The organism is Veillonella agrestimuris, from assembly GCF_943193065.1.
Classification (GTDB): Bacteria; Bacillota; Negativicutes; order Veillonellales; family Veillonellaceae; genus Veillonella; species Veillonella agrestimuris.
The window spans coordinates 90,627-116,833 of the sequence record NZ_CALPCS010000005.1 but is presented as its reverse complement, the minus strand read 5'-3'; the positions used below and the strand labels follow the sequence as shown (position 1 = coordinate 116,833).

Below are 26,207 nucleotides of genomic sequence, written 5' to 3'. Positions count from 1 at the left end.
GAATTCATATGGTATAATAATTGTATGCAATAAAACTTTCAACAGGAGCTATGAAGAGGTGATACTATGAAAGGTTCTGTAAAAACGACAGTATTAGCGCTAGCTATGGGTGCTACCGTTTCGATGACAGCAGTCATGCCTGTATCGGCGGGTATTTTTGAAACTTTGGCAGGTGGTGCCATATCGATGGCATACGTATCGACGGCGCTCAATAAAATGGATAACTCCCCAGAAGGGCAGGCTGAAAGTTTAGCTGCTGCTAAGGAGCGTACTGGTTATTTAGATGATAGTGCCGCACAAGCTCGCGTGCAGCGCGTCATGAATAATTTAGTGAACACGCCCTTAGTAAAACGTTCCTATGTGGTGTATGCTAATCCTAGCGAGGAATTTAATGCTTTTGCTACGTTAGGTCGTGTTATGTCCGTTAATAAAGGGGCGTTGGATCTCTTGGATGACGATCAATTAGCCTATGTTATGGCTCACGAAATTGCGCACGGTGAAAATAAAGACATCATTAATGGCGCTAAGAAACAAGTTGGTGTAGCTACTGCAGCAGGCCTTGCAGGGGGTGGAGGCTCTGCCATTTTGGCGGGTGTTGCTGGTAACTATTTGAATAATCAAGTGTTTACTATGAGCCAAGAGAAAAAAGCCGACGAATTAGGTTTTAAAATTTTAGCGGAATCCCAATATAACTTAGGCGGTGCACCAGGGTCCATGGCTATTATCCGCAATAAATACGGCGATCGATATAGCGAAGGTTTGGGGCAAGTGATTAACCCGAATAACCATCCTAAAACGAGCAATCGTGTGAAAGAAAACATTGCCCGTATGTATGCTTATTCTGGAAATCATGTAAACGTCAATGAGAGCGGAGCTGTTTTCGTTAATGGTGATAATATCTACACACCAGCCGCTTCCGGTCGTTATACAGGGGAAGAGCGATCCTATTATATGGCTGGCAAATTGGCACGCCTTTACCACGATAATAAGGTAACTCCTGGTAGCGCGTCCTATAATGGTGCCACTGTTACCGTAGCAGGTCAATCCATTATTACAACACCAGGTTCTGATGTAGCCCTCATGGTAGCGACGAACTTAAACAACGCCTTTGTGAAAACAGCGCCAAATGCTAAAGCAGTGAAGAAGGCGACTAACGATAAAAAAGCAAACAATACTGATAAAGAAAAGAAAGTGAACAATACTAGTAAAAAGAGTTCCTAATATAAAATGATATTATTGTCGCATTGATTCACTTTCTCGCTGTTGTCAGATTAGAAGTAAGCAACACATATTGTACCATTTAAGTTTGCTATGAGCTTAAAATACTTGTCACTGGGTAGTAAAAGCACTATAATAATATATATACTTTCTATAGACTATGTTTAGACCTCCTGCTTGTCAGGAGGTTATATATTAAGAGGAGTTGGATCTGTATGGGACAACCAGTTTTATCCCCTTATATGATGGCTCGTAAGCCGTCTGGGATTCGCATGGGACAAATTAAATTTTTAGAACGAGAGAACCCACCTATTTTGGTGAATGGTTCTATTGGTAATGTAATGCGTCCTATGCATCCGGCCATGCAGAGACGACTCTTCAATTTGGGCAGTGCCAATAGTCCTTTCCATAACGGCATTGTGCCTTATGTACCGACTACGGGGACAGACGAGTGCCAAGAGGCATTCCTACATATTTTGCGGAGCCAAGGGTTTGATACAACAAATTTGAACGTCCTCGTTACAGATGGTGCGTCTATGGCCATGGAAATTATCATGCTCGGCGTATGTGGCGGTGCTGGTGAAGAGGAACGTCCTTTATTGATGTTCAACCCGTCTTATACGAATTACGATGCGGTAGGTCAACGCATTGGCCGTAAAACAGTAGCTGTTGAGCGACGCCTTAATGAACATGGTGAATTTGAGTTGCCATCCGTAGAAGCGGTAGAAAAACGCATTATAGAAACAAAACCAGGAGCTTTGTTAATCATCCCTTATGATAATCCTACGGGCCAATTATTTAGTAAAGAAACGTTAATTGAGTATGCTACATTGTGTGTGAAACATAATTTGTGGATTATTTCCGATGAAGCGTACCGCGAATTGGCTTACGAAAAAGGAAAAGAAACATCCAGTATTTGGGGATTAACAAATCAAGATGTACCAGGTATTGAAGGTCGTCGCATCAGCCTAGAAACTGCTTCTAAAGTATGGAATGCTTGTGGTTTGCGCATTGGTGCTATCATTACAGATAATACATTATGCTATGAAAAATCTGTTGCTGAATATACGGCGAATTTGAGTGCCAATACATTGGGACAATATATTTTTGGTGCCCTCGCACATGAGTCCTATGCGGAGCTACATTCTTGGTACGAACAACAGCGGGATTACTACCGACAAATGATCTTTGATTTACATCAAGATTTTAAAACATTAGAACCAGAATTTATCGTATCGAAACCAGAAGCGTCCATTTATTTTGTTATTGACGTGCGCAACGTAGCAAAACCGGGATTTGATGGTGTAGACTTTGCCATGTGGTGTGCAGAACATGGTAGAGTAACCTTGGATGATGGCAATGATTATACCCTTCTTATGGCTCCGTTAAATGGATTCTATAGCGGTGCTTCTAAAGAAGACAACCCAGGGAAAACGCAATTGCGCATTTCCTTCTGTGAAAGCCCAGAATTATTAAAGTTGGCGCCTGTACTCCTGTCTAAGTTATTCAGAGCTTATGAGGCACAGCGGTAAACAGAATATTACAATTATAGAGAACACATAGACTAGTCAATACCGATAACAGTAGATTTTATCTATTGGTATCGGTATTTTATTTTGTTTAATTATGAACATGTGATGATTGGACTATTTTAGGTTGTGAATAAAAAATGAAAGAAATGCATAAATTTTGTTGACTGGGGGGGGCATTTGATATTATTTTGTATATAATGTGTGTACATGTGTGTACATAATCCTGTGTAGTGTGATAGGAGGTATAACATGGGGTTAAATCATATATACAAAGTCATTTGGTCTAAAACGAAAAGCGCTTGGGTGGTTGTATCAGAACTAGCTAAACGAGAAGGAAAATCTAGTGTGAAATCGATGATTAGTGCTAATGGTATGCGCAGTGCCGTGGCGTGCATGGTTGTTATGGCATTGGGTTGCGGTACGGCCATGGGGGCTACAGAATATGGTACAGGGGCTAAAGCTTCAGGGACTAATTCTATAGCAATAGGTGTAGATGCAGAAGCAAAGAAAGATGGTGCTGTTGCTATTGGTGCAGATGCTAAAGCTACAGAAGATGGTTCTGTTGCTTTAGGTACATCGGCTAAAGCAGGTTTAGGTGGTATTTCTATTGGCGAAAACGCTAATGGAGAGGGTATATCAATAGGAACTAATGCAAATGCAACTAGTAATACAATAGTTATAGGTGATGACGCCTATTCAAATAGACAAAATGGTGCTATTATTCTAGGACATAATTCATACACTATGGGGGGTGAAGGTGTTATCGCTATAGGAGATACCGTAATTATGCGAGGAGATAAGGCATCTATAGCTATAGGACAGAACTCAATGGTTCACGGAGATCGGATTACACAGATTGGTGGTAATGGTGTAGCTAATGGTGCGGATATTATATCTATAGGACAATCAGCTGTTAGAGGCCAATATGGTGTTTCGAATACGAGTGAGCGAGTTATAAGTATAGGTAATGACAATGCTATAATTGGAAAAGATATTATTGCTATTGGTCAGGATATAGTGCTTAATGAAGAGAATCAGAAGATAATAGCGATAGGATCAGCTTTAGATATTACAATGACTGGGAGAGATGGTAGTGTTGTTTTAGGTTATGGGAGTAACAATGATGATGGGGCAATAGCACCTATGAATGTGAATATTGCTGGAGTTATGTTGGATGCCACGAAGTATGCAGGTAATCCTAATGGGACTCAATTTGGTACAGGTGGTATCGTATCAATAGGTAAGGTTGGCAATGAGCGACAAATTAAACATGTAGCTGCAGGTGTTATTTCTCCTACTTCTACTGATGCTGTGAATGGCTCTCAGCTGTATCATGTGACAGAGTCTATACTCAATAATATTGCAACGGGTACTGCTTCTACGGAGAAAGTAATCGCTGCTACGCCAACAACAGGTGATACAAATCTTGTTACAGTAATACCTCAGAATGGTACCGCACCAGGTGAAACGTATCAAGTAGCTGTATCTGGTAATGCCGTAAAACAAGTAGCTCAAACAGCAGCAAAAGATGCTATTGATATTATTGGTAATGGGGATATATTAGTTACTAATAATACAGATACAACTGGCAAGAAAACATATACTGTAAGCTCTAATACTGGAACTCTTGTTGTTGATGGTACAACTGGTAAAGTAGGAGCTACTGGTGCTACAGGAGCTGCTGGTACTGTAGGTAAAGATGGTCTTGCTACAACACAGAATGTAGCTGATGTAATTAATGATACTATTTCTAAGGTATCTGCTAATGCTACACACGACTTCGGTGGCGATACAGGCACAAAAGTAACTCGTAAACATGGGGAACAACTCGACATTAAAGGCGGTGTAACGAATACAGCTGATTTAACAACTGGTAACATCGGTGTTGTTACAGATCCGATTAATGGTGCTCTTAATGTTCGTTTGGCTAAAGTGTTAAACGGCTTAACATCTGCTAACTTTGTAGATACTACTGGTAATACTACCGTTGTTAATGGTAGCGGTATTACCGTTACTCCAATTGGCGGGGGCAATGCCATTTCCGTAACAACTGGCGGTATTAATGCAGGTGGTAAAGAAATTAAAGGTATTGCCACTGGTACAACAACTGATGCTGCTGTTAATAAAGGTCAATTAGATGCTGCTATTACTACTGCTCTTAGCAATATTAGTGGGGGTGCTATTTCCACTGAATCCGTAGTAGCTGCTGCACCAACCGCAGGGGATACTAATTTAGTGACTGTAACGCCGCAAACGGGCACGAAAATTGGTGAAACCTATGCCGTATCTGTATCTGGTAATGCTGTGAAAGCGCTTGCTACACAAGCAGCAAATCAAGCTATTAATGCTACAAACCTAAATATTGCAGGTGATAATACTACCGGTAGTGTGAATGTAGGCATAGGTGTATTGAAAGTAGCTGGTTCCAACGGTGTGGAAACGGTAGCCAATGGTAGTACTATTACCGTAGGTCTTGATGCAGCTACACGTAATAAAATTGATAATGCTGCTACTAATGCTGCCAATGGAGCCAATAAAGATTTAAGTAATATCAGTCCAGCAGGTCAACAAGTCATTAAAGATACGGCTGCATGGAATATGAAAGTAAATGGCAATGCAGCAGAAACGATTAAAGGTGGCGATACTGTTACTTTCAATAATGGCAGTAATATTGAAATCACTCAGGTAGGTAAAGATATTACGGTAGCCACTAAACAAGATGTAACCTTTAATACGATTACTGGCGTTTCCACGATTACTGGTGCTGGTGCAGGTGCACCGAGCATTTCTTTCAATAATCCATCTGGTGGTACTCCTAGTATCAGTGTCAATGCACCTATTGATATGAATGGCAAAACAATTACGAATCTTGCTGATGGTGTGAATCCAACTGATGCAGTTAATAAACAACAATTAGATAATGCCATTATGTCTGTTGGTGGTAACCCAGGATTAAATGACCGAGTAAATAAATTGTCTAATCGAGTAGACAAAGTAGGTGCTGGTGCAGCTGCTTTGGCGGCATTGCATCCATTGGATTTTGACCCAGATGACAAATGGAATTTCGCAGCTGGTTATGGCAATTATGCAGGTCAAAATGCTATGGCATTAGGTGCTTTCTACCGTCCTAATGAAGATACTCTGTTTAGTGTGTCTGGTACTATGGGAACTGGTGAAGACATGGTTAATGCTGGTGTATCCTTTAAACTGGGTCAATCTAGTGGTGTAACTAATAGTCGTGTTGCGATGGCACAAGAAATTAAAAATCTTAAAAATGCAGTGGATATTGTTCTGCAACAAAACCAAACACTTATGAAACAAAATCAAGTGTTAGCGCAGACCGTTAGCGAATTGAGTGGCAAACCAATTGTTTCTGATGGTAATTTCAATGATGTACCAGCCAATCATTGGGCCTATGGTTATGTGAAAGCATTAGCACAACAAGGCATTATCGTAGGTTACGAAGATGGTGAATTCAAAGGCGATCGCACAATGACTCGATATGAGTTAGCTGCTGTTATTTACCGTGCTTTACAATCTGGTGCGAATATTGACGCAGATATGAAACGAGCGATGGATGAATTCGGACCTGAATTAGAAGCACTTCGTTTAGCCGATACGTTCCGTATTGATCGTGTGTCTGGTGATAACAACGACCGTCATAAAATTGATCGTGTTCGTGTAAACAATCAAACAGGCCGTGATGTGTATGGTAACCACGTACAAAGTAAATAATAGTTTATAATCGTTATAGCATATGTATAAAAAAGCCCTTGCGACATAAGTCGCAAGGGCTTTTTATGTTCTATTTTTCTTAAGTTGATTCTCAATAAGATGCGAATTTTATGAAGAAAACGAAATAAAAAAAGATGTTGGATTCATGAAGAGAACTTAGTGAATTGCTGGATTTTCTCACGGTTTTATCATGACCGAGTAGTGAAAGATTTTTTTTCATTTAGATGTCATGAGAACATGGTTAAGTATATATTGATAATGGGCTCATCATAACGACAGAGATTTTGCTTTCACAATTGAGTTTTATAAAATCCATATATGCACAATAAGGAATAGTATCTTCGTATATCCTATGTGTCTTAACATGTATATCGTTTATGATGAGCCATTATCCGATACTTACTATATACAACATAGTATAGTAATCGCCCCTTGGTATTGATACTTTCGCTCATACTATGTTTGTAGCTGTAGTAAGTATCTGCAACTAGTTAATTGTTTATAGTATATGTTTATAGTTTTGTTTACAGTGTAATTATTTATGATTTGGGTGTGTAATGTAAAGGAGAATGTCATTAAATGAAGATGTTAAACAAGGGGTCTTTATCGATTGCTGTAGCGTTGGCTATATCGTTATCTAGTAGCGTATATATGGCAGGCGCTGCTGGGCCGGTTTTTCTCAATGCGTCATCGGATCCAACGTATCGCAACGAGGTTTCTAATTCCTCTGTTAATGGACCTGGGAACGTAGCAGTAGGGCAGCAAAATATGGTAACTAGCCAATATGGTAGTTCCAGTGCCTTTGGTAACCAGAATTATGTGAATGGCAAAGATTCCATCGCCTTTGGCGAGGGAAATGATGTATATGGATCATTAAGCTCTATTGATACATCTGGCCAGAATCCAGCAGTTACCAAGGATGGTGATGGCATGGCAACGGCTTTTGGTGATAACAATGCTGTATATGGTGCTCAGACGAGCGGATATGGTAGTTCTAATAGGGTAGGCGAATTTAGCCGACATCCTATTAATGGACAGTATGATGTAGAAGATAAGCTACCAGTAAAGCCAGCAGATTATTCTAGCGCTTTTGGTACTAATAATACCATAACTAGTGACCGCAGTTTGGCCGCAGGCTTTAATAATACAGTGTCTGGTTCTAACTCTGCAGCCATTGGTAGCAACTCTAAGGCTAGCGCTAGCAATAGCATTGCTGTAGGCAATAATGCAAAATCTAGTGCTGAATATGGCATCGCCATGGGTTATGATACTATAACCTCTGGCACATCTGGAACGGCTGTAGGTACACAAGCACAGTCTACAGGAATTCAGTCTAGTGCTTATGGCTGGGGCGCTAATGCATCAGGGGAACAATCTAGTGCATTAGGGACATCAGCGCGGGCTAGTGCTACTAATACTACGGCTATAGGTAATTCGGCAAATGCGAGTGCAGAATCGAGTACCGCGGTAGGGGGGAACTCCATTGCTAGTGGTAGATATTCTGTCGCAACAGGTAATGGTGCAGGAGCTCTTGGGGATCGCTCCATTGCATCCGGTTATTCTGCTCGTGCTCGTGAAGGTAGTGCTATTGCTATAGGTAATAATGCTAATGCTACCAGAAGTAATGCTATCGCTATAGGTACAGAGGCTACTGCTAGTCATCGTGATACTATTGCGGTAGGTCGTTCTGCTATAGCAAGTGGCGAAAACTCTACAGCTATTGGGCATGAGACGAAAGCGACTGGTGAACGTTCTGTGGCACTTGGTAACTATGCGGAATCTTCTGGTTATTCTAGCGCTGCTATTGGCGGTAGTGCCAATGCAAGTGGAGATTATTCAATTGCTACTGGTAATCGAGCTAATGCATCAGGGATTAGATCCATTGCAACAGGTTTTTCTGCAACAGCTGCAGGTGATAGTAGTATTGCTAATGGTCATAATGCCAATGCTTCTGAAAGAAATGCTATCGCTACAGGAACGGATGCTATTGCAAGTGATGAAAATACAATTGCTATGGGGCGTTCTGCTGAGGCTAGTAATGAGAGTGCAGTAGCTATTGGTCATAATACGAAAGCCGCTGGCGAAAACAGTACAGCCTTGGGCAATAATTCTCAAGCCAGTGCTTTCAGTAGCGTTGCTCTTGGGAATACTAATAATGTATCTGGTGAAAGTTCTGGCGCATTAGGTTCTAACAATACGGTGTCTACTAATAATTCTTTTGCTATAGGCAATCAAATTACCATGAGTCAAGAAAATAGCGTTGTCCTTGGTAATGCATCTACCGATCGTGCAGCCACCGCTGAAAGCACAGCCACTGTGAATGGGTTAACTTACTCTGGTTTTGCCGGAGCAGGTAAAGTAGAAAATGGCGTACTTTCTATTGGCGCTACAGGGGCAGAAAGACAACTTATCAACGTAGCTGCTGGCAAAGTAGCGGCTGATAGTACAGATGCGATTAATGGCAGTCAATTATATGCTGTTGCTAATACGGTAGGCAATGTAGCGAATTCTACAGTCCATGTGTTAGGTGGCAATACCAGTGTTGACAAAAACGGCAATATTACGATGAATAATATTGGTGGTACTGGAAAAAATACGATAGATGATGCTATTAGGGCCTCTCAAACAGAAGTGCAAGCTGGTAAAAATGTAGATGTCACTAAGTCTACTGGTACTAATGGTCAACCGGTATACACAGTCGGTATTAAAGACGATTTGTCGTTGAATAGCGTTACAACTGGTAATACGGTGATGAACAATAATGGCATTACTACAGGAAATACTACCATTAATAATAATGGTGTTTCCGTAGGTGGTAATACTTATGTATCTAGTGAGGGCTTGAATGCGAATGGTCAAAAAATTACGAATGTTGCTAATGGCGATGTATCGGCTACGTCTACAGATGCTGTTAATGGAAGCCAATTATACCAAGCTACCAACCAAGTAGGGGGAAGAATTAACAGTTTAGATAATCGGATGAATAAGGTCGGTGCTGGTGCTGCTGCGTTAGCTGCATTACATCCATTGGATTTTGACCCTGATGATAAATGGAACGTTGCCCTTGGTTATGGTAACTACCGTAATGCCAATGCTATGGCGATAGGTGCTTTCTATAGACCAAACGAAGATACTATGTTCAGTGTAGCTGGTTCTATGGGGAATGGTGAAAATATGATCAATGCTGGTGTTTCTTTGAAACTAGGACAACGCAGCAATGTGACTAACTCTAAAGTAGCTATGGCAAAAGAGATTCAAGAACTAAAATTGCAATTAGCGGCACAAGATGAAAAAATCAACCAGCTTATGAGCGGTAGAACAGCAGCCAGTCTCAATTTAGATGTGAATTTCCCAGATATTGATGAAAATCATTGGGCTTATGGCTATGTGAAATCATTAGCAGATAGGGGATTATTAGTCGGTTATCCAGATGGCAATTTCCATGGCGACCGGACGATGACGCGTTATGAGTTTGCTGCCATTATTTACCGAGCTTTAGAAAATGGCGCGACTATGGATGCTAATATGACGCGCGCCATCGATGAGTTTGGACCTGAGTTAGAACGAATTCAAAAAGCCTCTCGCTTTAGAGTGGATCGCGTGTCTGGTGGCGACAATGATCGCCATAAAATTGAACGGGTTCGCGTTAATAATGACAATGATAAAGCCAATGATGAGTATCGTGACGTCTATGGCGGACTCATTGCTCCAAATAACAAGTAATTGTAGTTCGCTAGTACCACCTATAGGGGATTTGTTATATTCTGACAATAGGTGATGTATAGTTTATTACATTGTGTATGCACAAATTATGAGATTCAATATGTATTATTTTGCAACATCCTATACATTAGCTCATACGGATATAATTAATTACAATACCGATGGTCGGAGATAGGCTATGCATATGTTGTATAGCTAATAATTCCTCCAGCTATATAGTATGGCTTATCTCCATATATAAGAAAACCCCGCGGTTCATACCGTGGGGTTTTCTTATGGATCATGCATATGTAATTGTTGAATTACATTCTTACTTCGGCTCATCTTTAATAACTGAATCGATTGTAACCGTTTCCAATAATTGTTCGATTTTGTCATTTTGGATTGCCACTTCCTTGTTATACCAATCACCAAATTCACGAATCACTTCTTCATTGCGTCGATAATACGTGTATTGGTCAATTTTTCTGGATTTAACAAGTTCTGCGTTTTCTAAAATGCTCATAAATGTAGATACGGAGGATTGAGATACGCCGCAACGTTTCTGAATGCTCTTTACATTTACGCTGTGTGGGAAGTCGATGAGAGCTTTAGTATGCTCTTGTACACCGAACTCCCTTTCAGGATGCTTTAACCACAATATAATAGATAACCGATGGGGATTTGATAATGCTTTCAAGATTCTTAGCGGGTCCATAGGGCCTCCTATTGATAAATACCAAAATAATGAGTGCCTTGCTTTGACCGTAGACTTGCATTTGAGCGGTCGTATTATACGCGTCTTGCTCCGTATATAAGGTTTTATATCTTTATCATACGCTTATTTTTGCATAAAATCTAGACTTGTCTGTTATATTTTCTCATTTATGTGATATTTATATAACATTATATGCAGGTATTTTGATGGTGGAAGGTGAATATATATATTGTGAACGCTTATATAATGGCGTTTGTAGATGATTGCTATCTAGTTATACATAAATGCCGATGAACGCATTTGTGGTATAAAAATTTTTTAAATACCTGCCTATATGTAATAGAAAGTTCTAAATTTTCTTTATCATGATGGACATAAGTATATTTTATGAAAAGGAGTAGCATATGGAACAAGGTGTAAGAGAACGGTTTGATGTTATTGTTGTTGGTGCTGGTCCAGCTGGCACAGCAGCAGCGTATCGACTAGCGCAACAGAGGGTAAAAGTTCTCGTTATTGAACGAGGCATGGCTCCAGGAGCCAAAAATATGATGGGCGGTCGTATATATACGCATTCCCTAGAAACATTGATTCCTGATTTCAGAGAACGAGCGCCATTGGAACGGCAAGTTAGGAAAGAACGTATTTCTATCGGTGCAGGCGGGGATATGACGACCATCGAATATGCTACTAACAACGTAGCTCCTGATGAAGAGTCTTACGTTGTATTGCGCGCTAAATTCGATAAATGGCTGGCTGAAGAAGCGGAGAAACAAGGGGCGCTTATTATTTCTAATGTACAAGTGACAGAACTCATTACTGAAGGTTCTGGTAAGGAACGTCGTGTTATTGGCGTTCGCTGTCACGATGATGAAGTATATGCCAATATGGTTATTATCGCTGAAGGAGCCAACACAGTACTATTAGAAGAAGCAGGCCTTACTGGTCCTACACCACCGCACAGTATGGCAGTTGGTGTGAAAGAGGTGTATACATTAAAACCAGAGGTCATTAATGATCGATTAGGCCTTAATGATAAGGAAGGTATGGCGTGGCTCACATTAGGCGATATGACAGATGGCATATTAGGGGGCGGATTTATTTATACTAATGAAGGCAGCTTGTCTGTTGGTATGGTAGTGGGCCTTGAAGATATTGGTAAAGCGAATCGTAGTATTGATGATATGTTGGGGGCTTTCACCAGTCATCCTAGTATTGCACCGTTATTGAAGAATGCACAATTAAAAGAACACAGTGCTCACCTCGTTCCTGAAGGCGGTTATATGAGTATGCCGAAATTAGGTGGCAAAGGGTATCTCGTTGTAGGTGATGCGGCGCGTATGTGTATGAATTTAGGATATACCATTCGCGGCATGGATTTAGCTATCCAATCCGGGATTTGTGCAGCAGAAGCTATCAATGTTGGCCTGCGAGATAGCAATATGGACGCTGTATCGAAATTATATGAAAAAGAAATCAAAAACAGTTGGTTGGGCAAAGATTTGAAATTATATAAACATATGCCTCAATTCCTTGCTGATACACCAGGGATTTTCCAAACCTATCCAGCATTTGTAAACGATTTGATGCGTGATGTATTTATGGTAAATGGTAAAGGTGCGGAACCGTTGATGAAGAAAATGATGCGTCGAGCAAAATCGGTCGGCTTATCTACATTGATTCGCGATGCTTGGAAAGGGGTTCGTTCTCTATGAAAAAATTAGAAGAGCGTTTAGGCGCTAATAAATATTACGTTGATGAAACATCACCTCATATCATTATTGATGGACAACATGTGAGTAAAGAAGAAGCGATGAAACTCGTCAACGGCTGTCCTGCTGGTTTATATACGCTTCAAGACGATGGCACATTGGCTTTTGATTTTGCCGGTTGCCTTGAGTGCGGTACATGTCGCGTATTGTGTGGCAATAGTATTGTAAAAACATGGAAATATCCGAAAAACGCTAAAGGTGTTGAGTTTAGACAGGGGTGAGGTTATGGAATTATTAGTATGTATTAAACAAGTGCCGGATACATCAGAAATCAAATTGGATCCGGAAACAAATAATTTAATCCGCACAGGCCTGCCTAGTATTGTCAATCCTTTTGATATGCATGCCTTAGAGGCTGCACTCACTGTGAAAGACCAACATCCTGGCAGCCGTGTAACGGTTATTACGATGGGACCGCCGCAGGCAGAAGAGGCATTGCGCCATTGTTTGTCCCTCGGTGCAGATCAAGCGTGGCTCATTACGGATCGAGCTTTTGGTGGTGCTGATACATTGGCAACGAGTTATACTATTGCTGAAGCGATTCGTCATGTAGAACGATTAATTAATAAGCCTTTTGATATGATTTTCTGTGGAAAGCAGGCTATTGATGGTGATACGGCACAAGTAGGTCCACAAATTGCAGAAGAACTCGGTATGGCACAAGCTACCTATGTATGTGAATTGTCTGTACATAAAGATACTGGTAAAGTCATCGTAAAACGAGAACATGAACATGGTTATGAAGTGATGGAAGCGCCATTGCCGTTGTTGGTAACGGCTACGACAGACTTAAATGAACCGCGCATGCCTGGCTTGTGGCATTCTATTGAAGCGAAACGATACGAGATTGGGCATATTACATTACAAGACATACCTACTATTGACCAAAGTCGCATCGGCCTTGGGGGATCGCCTACGAGAGTGCGAAAAGTGTATCAACCACCACTTCGTAGTAAGGTAGAAATGCTTTCATCTGTTGAAGAGGGCATCCAAAAAATACTCGAATTAGCGAATATTGATAATGGGCAAGATTACGCTGGTATAGAACAAGGTAGTGCACCAAATGCTAGCACAGTAGAGCAAGAAGGAGGTAACAACTAATGGCGAACACACAATTTGCTGATTATAAGGACGTTTTCGTCGTAGCTGATACCATTGATGATGTGGTGCATCCTGTTACGATTGAGCTTATTGGTCAAGCGAGAAACATTGCTAAAGAACTAGGGCAATTGGTTCAGGTTATGTTACTAGGAGAACATGTGCAGGCTCAAGCGGAAGAGCTGGTAGCTTACGGGGCCGACATTGTACACGTTTTTGAAAGCCCTTTATTAAAACATTATAGTACTGATGGTTATACTAAGGTATTAGCAGACTTCTTTAGTCATAATAAACCGAATGTTATCCTCATTGGTGCTACCAATAATGGCCGCGATTTAGCGCCGCGCATGTCTGGACGCATGCAAAATGGCGTTGTTGCAGACTGTACGATTTTGACCGTAGATACAGAAGAAGGCCTAGTAGAATGGACACGACCTGCTTTAGGGGGCAATATCTTGGCAGAAATTATTTCTCCTAATCATCGCCCACAAATGGGATCGGTTCGGCCTAATGTATTTAAGAAACCAGAGCGTAATGATGCTACATGGGGGCGTGTGCAAGTAGAACCAGTAAACCTTACAGAAGCAGATATTCGTACGAAACGCCTCGATTTTATTCCTTTCAGTTCTGAAGGTTATAATATTGAAGAAGCGCAAATCATCGTAGCTGGCGGCCGTGGTATTGGCTCTAAAGAAAATTTTGATAAACTCTATGAGCTAGCCGAAGCCCTAGGCGGTGTAGTAGGTGCTACTAGACCGCTCGTTGAAAAAGGTTGGATTGAACTACCATATCAAGTAGGGCAAACAGGAAAGACCGTAAGTCCTAAACTATATTTGGCCTTTGGTATTTCTGGTGCGATCCAACACGTTAGTGGTATTTCTGGATCAGATACGATTATCGCTATTAACAATGACCCAAATGCGGAAATTTTCCAACATGCTAACTATGGCATTGTAGGCGATTGTATGGATGTAGTGAATGCTATGTTAGAGCGGTTGCGGTAAAGTAAGGAGACTCTACTATGAATCAAAATGTTTTAATTACCGATGCTACATTTGGCATTGGATTGTGCGGTGCTTGTTTATTCGCAGAGTGTGGCAGCTATGTTTTCTTAGTGGGGCGGCGTCCCGATCGGTTAATAGAGATACAAAAAGAATTAACAGAAACACAAATCATGAAATGCAAGCGCTGGTGAATTGCTAAATTCACAGGTTGTAGTCACATCACTATGGGATATCGCTCTTTTTTTTATACAGAAAATATATATTGAAATATATAAAAGTAAAATGAAGAAAATGAATATAATCTGTTTAAATCTATAAAAATAGATTATAAATTATAGAGTTGTAATTGACATATAGTATATGGACTATTTTATTTATAAAAATAAACATAAGGAAGAATAGTGAATTCGCTTATTAATAAATTTTACATAGCGGATTCACTATTTTAGTTGTGACATAACTAAATTTTTATAGTTTTTAGATTGATATGTGAGGTAGTTATATAGAGAAATTCAGATTTGTTGATAATAGGATTTGGTTAGGAGTGGTTCGATAAATATCGAATTATAGCTAATTTTATCGATTTGTCCGCTGGAAGATAGTCGCGTTAATGAGAATAAATTATTCGAATTTTGCAACCATAAAATGCTTTTTGAGAATGATGGGGGGGGGTAAAGACGATTTAGAAATAGTTAGTAGCCACCTTGTATATAGCGGATTTATCAATAAGCTAATAATTAATTTTTTAACTCACTATAGTTTGTATAGAATTCGTTTTTGAAAATAAAGTGAAATTAGTGTTGTGATGAAAAATTTTTTATAGTATAGTTATACATATATTAAAGTGGATAAGTTTGGTGCACTTTGATAAGTAATCTATAATAACTATAAAGATGTACTTATTTTGTGTATAGTTTTTTAAGGAGAGAAGAAAAGTGAACAAGATCTTTAAAGTTGTTTGGAGTCGTGTAAAGCATTGTTATGTTGTTACATCTGAAATTGCACGTTCTAATGGTCGTAGTAAATCTAGTAGGGTTGGTACAACTGCTAAAGCCGCAGTGATATGTGTATTTGTTTTGAGTTTACAAGGCGGTTATGCATCGGCGATAGTACGTTGAATGGGCAACAATTAATTATTGATGAACTACAAGTGACAACTGGTGGAGAGAAGAATATTTTGATTGATGGGGATAGAAACAATAATCCTAGTGTTATCAATCATTTTGTTGGTGCTGATGGCAAAAACCTAAATGTCGATAATATTGTCATCGGAAATCACAATACTATTGAAAGAAATAATCCGAAATCAACTGGTTCACCTGTTTTTAGTAGCGTTGTTATTGGGTCTGATAATACGATGTCTGGACAACATAGTCTTGTTATTGGTGAAGAAAGTAGTGCTACAGATGCAGCGACTATCGCACTTGGTTATAAAGCTAATGCAACAGGATCTAACGCATTAGCTTTTGGACAAAATGCTAAATCTCAGAGCACAATGACTGTTGCTTTAGGTGCGGGCTCTAATGTAGAGGGACCTATGGGACTCGGCATTGGCGCTGACTCAAAAGTAGGTGCCAATACCGAAGGAGGCACTGCTATTGGTTATAATGCTGAGGTTGATGCGAATGTAACAGGTGGTGTTGCCATCGGTTATAATGCAAAATCTCGTGTTAATAATTCTACTGCTATTGGGCATAACGCAATTACTCGCTCTGAACAAGGTGTCGCTATTGGTTATAATTCTTGGGCTAATCGTGATGCTGGCGTGGTAGGTTATGATCCACTTACTAATGCTACATATACAACTACTGATGGTAGTGCTGTTACCAGTACTTGGAGTGGTAGTTATGGTGCAGCCTCTATTGGTAGAACTTATGGAACAACGACTCAAACTCGTCAACTTGTGAATGTAGCCGCTGGTAGTCAAGATACAGATGCTGTTAATGTGGCACAGTTAAAATCGTTACGAAACTATGTAGATACAAAAACAAACATAGAAGAACCGAATACATATTTTCACGTAAATGATGGTACGAACACCGGTACTGGCAATGCTACAACAAACTACGGTAAAGTTACTAATGCTGCTGGTGCTACTGCTACAGGAGCTGTTACAGGCGGTGTTAATGCAAAAGGGCAAGGTTTGACGAGTGTTGCTATCGGTCAAGATTCTCATGCCGTTACAAATGAATCCATTGCGATTGGTCATAATGCAGTAGCAGGTCGTGAAGATATGCCTGGTATTACAGACCCTAATGACCGTACTAAAGTTGGTAAAAATTCCAATATTGCTATCGGTAATGGCGCACAAGCGACTGGGGGCCGTAATATTTCTATCGGTGAATTTGCTGGTCAAGATGTACCAGATAACTGGAATATTCACAATGTCAATATCGGTAGTGAAGCCGGAACAGCCTCTAAAAAAGATTACAGCGTAGCTATTGGTTACCAAGCAGGCGCGTTAACAGATGCTACTGTACAAGCAGCACAAGCTGGTGTGGTAGATGGTAACCGTGCGCCAAGCGTTCTTCTTGGTAAAGAAGCCGGTAAAAATACAGCATCCTATGGCAATATCGCTTTCGGTACTGGTGCAGCATCTAACATTATTGATACACGTGCTAGTCAAACTATTGCTATTGGTAATGGTGCTGGTTCTGGTATTACTAGCGATAATGGTCGAAATAACACTTTCTCGACTTTTGATAGCGGTGCTAATATTGCCATAGGTGCGGCAGCAGGTCAAAAATTATCTGGCGACGGTACTGTAGCTATCGGGAATTTGGCTGGTCGCAACAGTAAAGGTGACAACAATATTTTAATGGGGCACTTAGCTGGTGAAAGCGCTACCAGCGATCGTTCCATTATCATGGGGCCGCAATCTGGTATTGGTGCGAATGTAACGAATGATAGAGCGGTTTTAATTGGTAACTTTGCTAATGGCGCTGTAGGTACCGAAACATTAAGTACTCGTAATGTAATTGGTATTGGCTCTTCTGTTATTGCCACTGGCAATGAATCGATTGCAGTGGGTCGACTAGCTCGTGCTAGAGCGACCAATGCGGTTGCTATCGGTACAAAGGCTAATGTAAGCGGCACAAATTCTGTAGCTGTGGGGAATGATATCAGTGTTACTACTGATAATTCTGTAGTCTTAGGGGCTAGTTCTAGCGGTTCTGAAACAGCTACAAAAGAAACGACAGGTACTATTACAGGTAAAGGGGCTGTTATTACATATGGTGACTATGTAGGTGCTCCTCCGACAGATGTTAATGGAAACCTTCAAACTGGTTACTATGTAAGCGTAGGTAAATCTGGCGCTGAACGCCAAATTAAACATGTAGCTGCAGGTAAAGTATCTCAGGATTCCACAGATGCGATTAATGGTTCTCAATTATATGCTACTAATCAAGTGGTTGGCAATGTAGCCGGTTCTGTTACGAATATTCTTGGTGGAAATGCTACGTTAGGTAAAGATGGCAATATCACTATGACTAATATTGGTGATACTGGTGAAAATACAATTCATGATGCTATAAAAAAAGTATCGAAAGAACCTAATATATACTTCCACGTAAATGATGGTACGAATACAGGTACTGGCAATGCCGCAACAAATTACGGCAAAATTTCTGATGCTGCTGGTGCAACGCATGCTAATAGTATTGCTGCCGGTGTTAATGCACAAGCGCATTCTGCTGGTTCTATTGCTGTTGGTGCCAATACAGTGGCTACCAATGCCTTATCCAATGACGCCAATCGCGGTTCTGTTGTTATCGGTAATAACGCTGTTGTTGCTGGTGGTATGGTTAATGGAGAACAATATGGTAATTCTTCTGTAGCTATCGGTGCCAATGCATTAGCTGGTCGCGTTATTGAAAATGGTGTTGTAAGTGAAACCTCTGCTAAATATACTACTAATACTGGTGGGTTAACTGCCACTAATGCTAATAAGAATGGTAATGTCATGTATTTGTCAGGTCTTTCTGGAGACCTACAAAAAACAAATGATGCTACAGCGGTCGGAAAAGATTCTCGTGCTGTAGGCGATCAAGCTGTTGCTATTGGTGCACAAGTCGTAGCAGGTCATGCATCCGTTGCTATTGGTGGCAATGATTTAGAAACTATTGCTAGCGATATTGCTAATGTAACTGCTTATAAAACTATTACTGGTGTGGATTTAGCGACTAATATACAAGCTGATGGTGTTTATCCTACTACATCGGCTATGAAAGGCTCTGTAGCGATTGGTCAAAAAGCAACATCTCGTACATTAATGGGGACAGCTCTTGGTACGACGGCTTCTGTTTTTGAAGGGGGAACGTTAGGTACAGCGATTGGTACAGGTGCTCGTGTTGGTGCTACAGATGGTTCTGGCTCCGCTCAAGGTGGTCTTGCCGCTGGTGCTGGTGCTGTTGTAGAAGGAGACTACTCTACAGCGTTAGGTAATCGATCTTCTGCAACAGGTACTGAGTCTGCTTCGGTAGGTTACAAAAATACTGTAGCAGGCAATAGTTCCGTGGCTTTAGGTAGCAATATCAATGTGACAACAGATAATTCTGTAGTTCTCGGTGCTAATTCTGATGGCAGCGCTAATGCAACAACTGAAACAGAAGGTAAAATTACAACGACTAATGGCAATGAAGTTGTATTTGGTACGTATGTAGGTGCACCTGTTGATGGTGGTCACTATGTAAGCGTAGGTGCTAAGGACGCAGAACGTCAAATTAAACACGTAGCAGCAGGTAAAGTATCTGCTGATTCTACAGATGCTATTAACGGATCTCAATTATATGCTACCAATAAAGTAGTAGCAGAGCTTGTTGATAACTCCATGTCTTCTTTCAATGTGAAGTCTACAGCTACAGATGGTAACGTTGCTACTGGATCTGCTACAGATGCGCAAGCTATTAAAAACGGCAAAACTGTAGAAATGCAAGCTGGTAAAAATTTGACTATTAAGCAAACCAACACAACTGACGGCAATGCACAAGTAGAATACTCCTTGGCAGATAACATCCAAGTTGGTCAAAAAGGTGAACCTGGTAAAGATGGTGTTGATGGCAAAATCGGCGTAAATGGCCAAGACGGTTCCGCTGTTGTTATTAACGGTAAAGATGGTTCTATCGGCCTCAATGGTAAAGACGGTACAAATGGTCTCACTATTAAAGGCGGACAAGGTCCTGCAGGTGTAGATGGTAAAGATGGAGAAATAAAAACTCGTATCGTATACGAACGTCCAGATCCAAATGATACGACTAAAACGATTACAGAAGAAGTAGCCACATTAAATGACGGTCTGAAATTCGGCGGTGACATGGGTAATGTTCAAGCCGTGAAATTGAATAAACAAGTAGACGTTAAAGGTGGTATTACTGATGCCACTAAATTAGCAACAGGCGATAACATTGGTGTAACAGCTGTTGCTGGTACAAATGGTAACGCAGTTTTGAATGTTCAATTAGCAAAAGACATCACTGGTCTTAATAGCGTTACTACAAACGAAGTTCGCTTAGGCGATACCAACAATTACACAACCGTTAAAAAAGATGGCGATCGTATTACCTATACGACTCCAGATGGTAACGGTGGCACAACAGTTAATAAAATTGCTAACTTAAGTGATGAGATTCATATTACAGATACGACATACACAGTTGGCGACAAAACTAAGCGTGCTAATGCTAAAGATGATGAAATTACATTGACATACACAGATGGCAATGGTAAGGAAGTAGCTAATAAATTTGCTATTATCCAAGGCGTGGCTAAGTCCGATTTGTCTAACATCACAGATGAAGGTAAGAAAAACATCACTAAGCTAGGTACCATCGTAAAAGCTGGTGACAATGTAACAGTTACATCTTCTAGTGATAAGACAACAGGTCAAACAACATACACAGTAAATGCCATTACTCCAGCTATCTATACAGATAAAAATGGGAATAAAGTATATCCTATTACAGATGCTACTGGTAATACGACTTGGAATACACAACCAAATGGTAGTGGTACAACTATTGATGCTGGCGATGTGATTACATCTTTCACAACACCTACTGGTGATACTAAAGGCGGTACAATGATTGTAAAAAACGTTGGTTCCGCGATTAATACACCAGGTTCTACCGGTGATTTCTTGACTAAATTAGATACGGCTAACACGGCAACACCAAATGCAGTGGTTAACGTATCTGATTTGAAAAATACATCTGACGCATTACGTGCTAATGAGTTACATATTGCACCAACAGTAACAAATCGTACTGGTGAAACAGTAGGAGGTACTGCAAGCGGTAATACTGCTACAGGTGCGGCAGCACAAGCCTATAAATATGACCCAACTACTAAACAAGTAGTTATGACGTACAATGATGGTACTGGTAAAACAGTATCTGATACTAAAGCAGTTATCGACTTGTCCAACTTGCCAACAGGCGGTAGCATGGATTCCTTCAATGTGAAATCCTCTGCAACTGACGGTACAGTAGCTGCAGGCTCTCAAGGCGCGCAAGCTATTACAGATGGTAAAACTGTAGAAATGCAAGCTGGCAAAAACTTGACCATCAAGCAAACGAATGAAAATGGCAATGCTAAAGTAGAATACTCTTTAGCAGATGACATTGTTATCGGTAAAGATGGTAAAGACGGCGTTGATGGCAAAATTGGCGTAAACGGTAAAGACGGTGCATCCGTAGTCGTTAACGGTAAAGATGGTTCCATCGGTCTTACTGGTCCTAAAGGGGCTGACGGCAAAGATGGCGCATCTGCTACTATTAAAGCTGAAAAAGGTAAAGATGGCTTAGATGGTACAAACGGTGTAAATGGTATTACTCGTATCGTATACGAACGTCAACAACCAGATCCAACAGATCCATCTAAAACTATTACTGTAAAAGAAGAAGTAGCCACATTAAATGACGGTTTAAAATTTACTGGTAACAATGATAAAGTTAATAAAAACAAATTAAATACAATTGTTACTGTTCAAGGTGAACGTACTGATACTAAGAAAGAGTATGCAGCTAGCGAAAGTGCAGCTAACAACATCATTGTAGAAGCTAATGGTAAAGACGGTGATGAAAGCACATTAACTGTTAAGTTGAATAAAGACCTTCAAAACATTAGCTCCATTAATAATGGCAATTCTTCCATTACAATTAATGAAAACCCTGGTACAAACAACGGAATTACAACTCCAGCTGTGAAAATTGATGGTGGCAGCCTCGATATGAGCAATAACCAAATCATCAACCAAGGTAGCGGTGCTACAGGTAAAGATGCCAATAACAACCCTATTTATAACAATGACACAAATGGCGCTAACATTGGTGACGTGAAAAATATTGTTAATGAATCTGGTTGGATGATAAAATCCTCTGCTGATACAGTCAACGGCGGTGTGCATGCAGGTGATAAATCTCAAGACATCAAAAACGGTAAATCCGTAGATTTCCAAGCAGGTAAAAATATTACTGTTACCCAAACAAATGATGGTAATGGTAATGCAACTATCAACGTAGCGGTGAACAAAAATCTTACTGGTTTAGATTCTGTCGGCATTAATGGTAAAGACGGAAAAGATGGTCTTACTATTAAAGGTGGCGATGGTAAAAATGGTGTAGATGGCACGTCCATTACTCGCATTGTATACGAACGTCCAGATCCAAATGATACGACTAAAACGATTACAGAAGAAGTAGCCACATTAAATGACGGCCTTAAATTCGGCGGTGACATGGGTAATGTCCAAGCCGTGAAATTGAACAAACAAGTAGACGTTAAAGGTGGTATTACTGATGCCACTAAATTAGCAACAGGTGATAACATTGGTGTAACAGCTGTTGCTGGTACAAATGGTAACGCAGTTTTGAATGTTCAATTAGCAAAAGACATCACTGGTCTTAATAGCGTTACTACAAACGAAGTTCGCTTAGGCGATACCAACAATTACACAACCGTTAAAAAAGATGGCGATCGTATTACCTATACGACTCCAGATGGTAACGGTGGCACAATGGTTAATAAAATTGCTAACTTAAGTGATGAGATTCATATTACAGATACGACATACACAGTTGGCGACAAAACTAAGCGTGCTAATGCTAAAGATGATGAAATTACATTGACATACACAGATGGCAATGGTCAGGAAGTAGCTAATAAATTTGCTATTATCCAAGGCGTGGCTAAGTCTGACTTGTCCAATATCACAAATGAAGGTGCTAAAAATATTACTAAGCTAGGTACCATCGTAAAAGCTGGTGATAATGTAACAGTTGATGAATCTAAAGACCAAACAACAGGTCAAACAACATACACTGTTAATGCAAAAGCTCAAGATTTGGGTAAAGCACTATTAACATATAAAGCAAATGGTAGCAATAGCCAAACAGTAACATTAAACAAAGGCTTGAATTTTACAGATGGTAATTACACAATAGCTTCCGTTGGTGCTGATGGTGTAGTAAAATACGACGTAATATTAGGTGATACGCCAACAATCAAAGATGGTAAAGCCGGCGTTCCGGGTAAAGATGGTAACCCAGGTAAAGATGGTATCGCTACAATCGGCGAAGTCGTTAACATTGTTAACAACACTGGTTGGAAAGCGAATGCTAAAGGTAATATAACAGGTACAACTCCTATAGCAACCGTAGTAAAACCTGGTGATACTGTAAACTACGCAGCGGGTAGTAATTTAGTAGTATCTCAAACATTAGGTACTAATGAACAAACATATACTTTCAGACTCTCTGATAACATTACAGCTGGTAGAAATGGTAAAGACGGTAAAGATGGATCCATCGGTGCTACTGGTAAAGACGGTAATTCCGTTGTATTGAATGGTAAAGATGGTTCTATCGGTTTAACTGGTAAAGATGGCCGAGATGGTGTAAATGGTCGAGATGGTGCTAGCATCGACATTACAACAGCCAAAGGGGAACAAGTTCTTGTGAATCGTGATCCTAATCATGCTGGTGATACTGATCAAGCAGAACGCATCGTATATATGCCAAAAGATAAAGACGGTAATTATATTAAAGGTGAAGATGGTAAAAATATTGTTCGTGAAGTAGCCACTATGGATGACGGTCTAATCTTTACTGGTAATAATAAAACATTAAATAAACATGAGTTAAATTCCACTGTAAAAATAATCGGGGAACGTACAGATAATAAAACATCTTATACAGCAGCAGAAAGTGCAGCTAATAACTTAATCGTAGAAGCTGATGGTGGTTCTACATTAACTGTAAAAATGGCTAAAGATTTGATTAATCTTAATTCTGTAACTGCTGGTACTGCTAAATTGGGTAATCAGACAACTACAACTGTTGGTGGTAACGCTGGAGGAACAGGTAGCTATGTAACAGGTTTAGACAACAAAACTTGGAACATTGATAATCCTGATATCGTTTCCGGCCGTGCAGCAACAGAAGACCAATTAAAAGTTGTATCTGACAAAATCAAAACAACAGAAACAGATATTATCAACAAAGGCTTTGGCTTAAAAGCAGATGATGGTAATAGTGCTAAAGAAATTTTAGGCAATACGATTTCCGTAGTTGGCAAAGAAACAACTGGTAGCGATGGTACAGGACATAAAAACATCACCACTTCTGTGGAAAACAATGAAGTAAAAATTGCCTTGAATAAAGAGCTTGATCTTGGTAAAGATGGCTCTGTAACAACAGGTGATACAACTATCAACAATGATGGTGTAACTATCAATGATGGTAAAGGTAATGTAACAACTGTTAATAAAGGTGGTTTAACTATTACTAATAAAGATGGTAATCGTGTAACTGTAGATGGTTCTGGTTTAACAATTGAGAATGGTCCATCTGTTACAAAAGATGGTATCGATGCTGGTAATAAACAAATCACTAACCAAGCTAGCGGTGCAAGTGGTAAGGATGCTAATGGCAACTCTATTTACAATGTTGATACAAATGGTGCTAATATCGGTGACGTGAAACAGATTGCCAAAAATACAGCTGAAGATGTTGTTAATAAATCTGGGTGGACAGCAAATGCTACAGGTAATGTAGTTGGTAGTGCTACAGCAACAAAAGTAACACCAAATACGACTGTTAACTTTGATGCTGGTGATAACTTAGAAATTACGCAAACTGTGAATGGAAATACTCAAACATACAGCTACCGCTTGAAAGATGACCTCGTATTAGGTGGTAAAGATGGTGTGGATGGTAAAGCAGGTAAAGACGGTTCTATCGGTATCAACGGTAAAGATGGTTCTGCAGTTGTTATCAATGGTAAAGATGGTTCTATCGGCTTAAATGGTAAAGACGGTGCAAACGGCTTGACTATTAAAGGCGACCAAGGCCCTGCTGGTGTAAACGGTAAAGATGGAGAAACGATTACTCGTATTGAGTACGAACGTACAAATCCAGATGGTTCCAAAACAACAGAACAAGTAGCTACGTTGAACGACGGCTTGAAATTCACTGGTAACAATACAGATACTGTAAACAAACATCAGTTGAATACCCTTGTAAAAGTACAAGGTGAAGGTGTAAGCCCAGCACAATCTGCTAACTTCCAATCTGCTGCAGGTAACATCAACGTAGTGGCTAATGGCTCTGATACATTAGAAGTACGCTTGAACAAAGACCTTACAAATATTAGCTCCATTTCTAATACAACGAATGGTCCTAAAATTAGCTTTGGTGATAATTCTGTTAATATTACTAATGGTGATCTCAACATGGGTGGTAATAAAATCACAAATGTTGCGCCTGGTAAAGATAAAACAGACGTAGCTACAGTGGGTCAAATGACACAAGTTACATCCAAAGATGAAAGCGTTCTTGTTAGCGAATCCACTAATGCAGATGGTGCTAAAGTATACGATTTATCTGTACAATCTGTAGATGGTCGTGTGGCTAGAGAATTGTCCGCTGAAATTGGTCGCGTTGGTGCACAAGGTGCCGCTTTGGCTGCATTGAAACCAATTCAATACGATCCATTAGAGCCAACACAAATCATGGCTGGTTATGGTAACTACCGTGGTAACTCCGCTCTTGCATTGGGTGTGGCACACTACAAAAACGAATCCACTATGATTCACGGTGGTGTATCCTGGGCTGCTGGTGACGGCAACCACATGATGGCTAATGCTGGTATTACTTGGAAAGTAGGTAGCCGCGATTCCGAAGCTGCTATTGCAGATCGTTACCGCAAAGGTCCTATCAGTTCTGCTTACGCATTACAAAATGAAATGGCTGCTATGAAAGCTGAAAACACTGGCCTCAAAGGTGAAGTGGCAGGCTTAAAAGCTCAAAATGACCAAATTATTGCAGAAAATGCAGAAATGAAAGCTGAAAACCAAGAAATGAAAGCTCAAATTGCAATGTTAATGCAACGTTTAGGTCTATAATTACAAATTACTATAGTAGATTCTAATAGG

Annotated in this window: 12 protein-coding genes; 11 read left to right on the top strand and 1 reads right to left on the bottom strand. The window is 40.1% G+C overall.

What is annotated here, in order from left to right; all coding sequences use genetic code 11:
• The first annotated feature begins 66 nt into the window (after positions 1 to 66).
• The 4 genes from NFR29_RS03810 (at position 67) to NFR29_RS03795 (ending at position 10,208) form a co-directional block, all read left to right on the top strand.
• Positions 67 to 1,221, top strand: coding sequence for a M48 family metalloprotease (locus tag NFR29_RS03810; RefSeq protein WP_251423486.1), 1,155 nt, complete (start codon positions 67 to 69; stop codon positions 1,219 to 1,221).
• A 212-nt stretch (positions 1,222 to 1,433) separates the two neighbouring features.
• Positions 1,434 to 2,750, top strand: a complete 1,317-nt coding sequence (locus NFR29_RS03805) for a pyridoxal phosphate-dependent aminotransferase (protein ID WP_251423483.1) — start codon at positions 1,434 to 1,436, stop codon at positions 2,748 to 2,750.
• A 249-nt stretch (positions 2,751 to 2,999) separates the two neighbouring features.
• Positions 3,000 to 6,485, top strand: a complete 3,486-nt coding sequence (locus tag NFR29_RS03800; protein ID WP_251423480.1) for an ESPR-type extended signal peptide-containing protein — start codon at positions 3,000 to 3,002, stop codon at positions 6,483 to 6,485.
• 579 nt (positions 6,486 to 7,064) lie between these two features.
• On the top strand, positions 7,065 to 10,208 hold the full coding sequence (locus tag NFR29_RS03795) for an S-layer homology domain-containing protein (RefSeq protein WP_251423477.1): 3,144 nt from the start codon (positions 7,065 to 7,067) through the stop codon (positions 10,206 to 10,208).
• A 310-nt stretch (positions 10,209 to 10,518) separates the two neighbouring features.
• Here NFR29_RS03795 and NFR29_RS03790 read toward each other — a convergent pair whose 3' ends face one another.
• Entirely contained in the window at positions 10,519 to 10,905 is a 387-nt protein-coding gene (locus NFR29_RS03790) for an ArsR/SmtB family transcription factor (RefSeq protein WP_251423474.1), read from the bottom strand.
• Between the two features lie 404 nt (positions 10,906 to 11,309).
• On the opposite strand from NFR29_RS03790, the gene NFR29_RS03785 reads away from it, so the two are divergent.
• From NFR29_RS03785 to NFR29_RS03755, 7 genes are all read left to right on the top strand, one after another.
• Positions 11,310 to 12,617 (top strand): FAD-dependent oxidoreductase, encoded by a 1,308-nt coding sequence (locus tag NFR29_RS03785; RefSeq protein ID WP_251423472.1) that lies wholly within the window; start codon positions 11,310 to 11,312, stop codon positions 12,615 to 12,617.
• Positions 12,614 to 12,895, top strand: a complete 282-nt coding sequence (locus tag NFR29_RS03780) for a ferredoxin family protein (protein ID WP_251423470.1) — start codon at positions 12,614 to 12,616, stop codon at positions 12,893 to 12,895. The genes NFR29_RS03785 and NFR29_RS03780 overlap by 4 nt, the downstream gene beginning before the upstream one ends.
• 4 nt (positions 12,896 to 12,899) lie before the next feature.
• The gene (locus NFR29_RS03775; RefSeq protein WP_251423468.1) at positions 12,900 to 13,775 is read left to right on the top strand and encodes an electron transfer flavoprotein subunit beta/FixA family protein; all 876 of its coding nucleotides are present in this window, start codon (positions 12,900 to 12,902) and stop codon (positions 13,773 to 13,775) included.
• Entirely contained in the window at positions 13,775 to 14,776 is a 1,002-nt protein-coding gene (locus NFR29_RS03770) for an electron transfer flavoprotein subunit alpha/FixB family protein (RefSeq protein WP_251423465.1), read from the top strand. The genes NFR29_RS03775 and NFR29_RS03770 overlap by 1 nt, the downstream gene beginning before the upstream one ends.
• A gap of 17 nt (positions 14,777 to 14,793) precedes the next feature.
• Positions 14,794 to 14,967: a hypothetical protein gene (locus NFR29_RS03765; protein ID WP_251423462.1), complete on the top strand. Its 174-nt coding sequence runs from the start codon at positions 14,794 to 14,796 to the stop codon at positions 14,965 to 14,967.
• Between the two features lie 744 nt (positions 14,968 to 15,711).
• On the top strand, positions 15,712 to 15,894 hold the full coding sequence (locus NFR29_RS03760) for an ESPR domain-containing protein (RefSeq protein WP_251423458.1): 183 nt from the start codon (positions 15,712 to 15,714) through the stop codon (positions 15,892 to 15,894).
• Entirely contained in the window at positions 15,891 to 26,177 is a 10,287-nt protein-coding gene (locus NFR29_RS03755) for a YadA-like family protein (RefSeq protein WP_251423456.1), read from the top strand. The genes NFR29_RS03760 and NFR29_RS03755 overlap by 4 nt, the downstream gene beginning before the upstream one ends.
• The last annotated feature ends 30 nt before the right edge of the window (positions 26,178 to 26,207 follow it).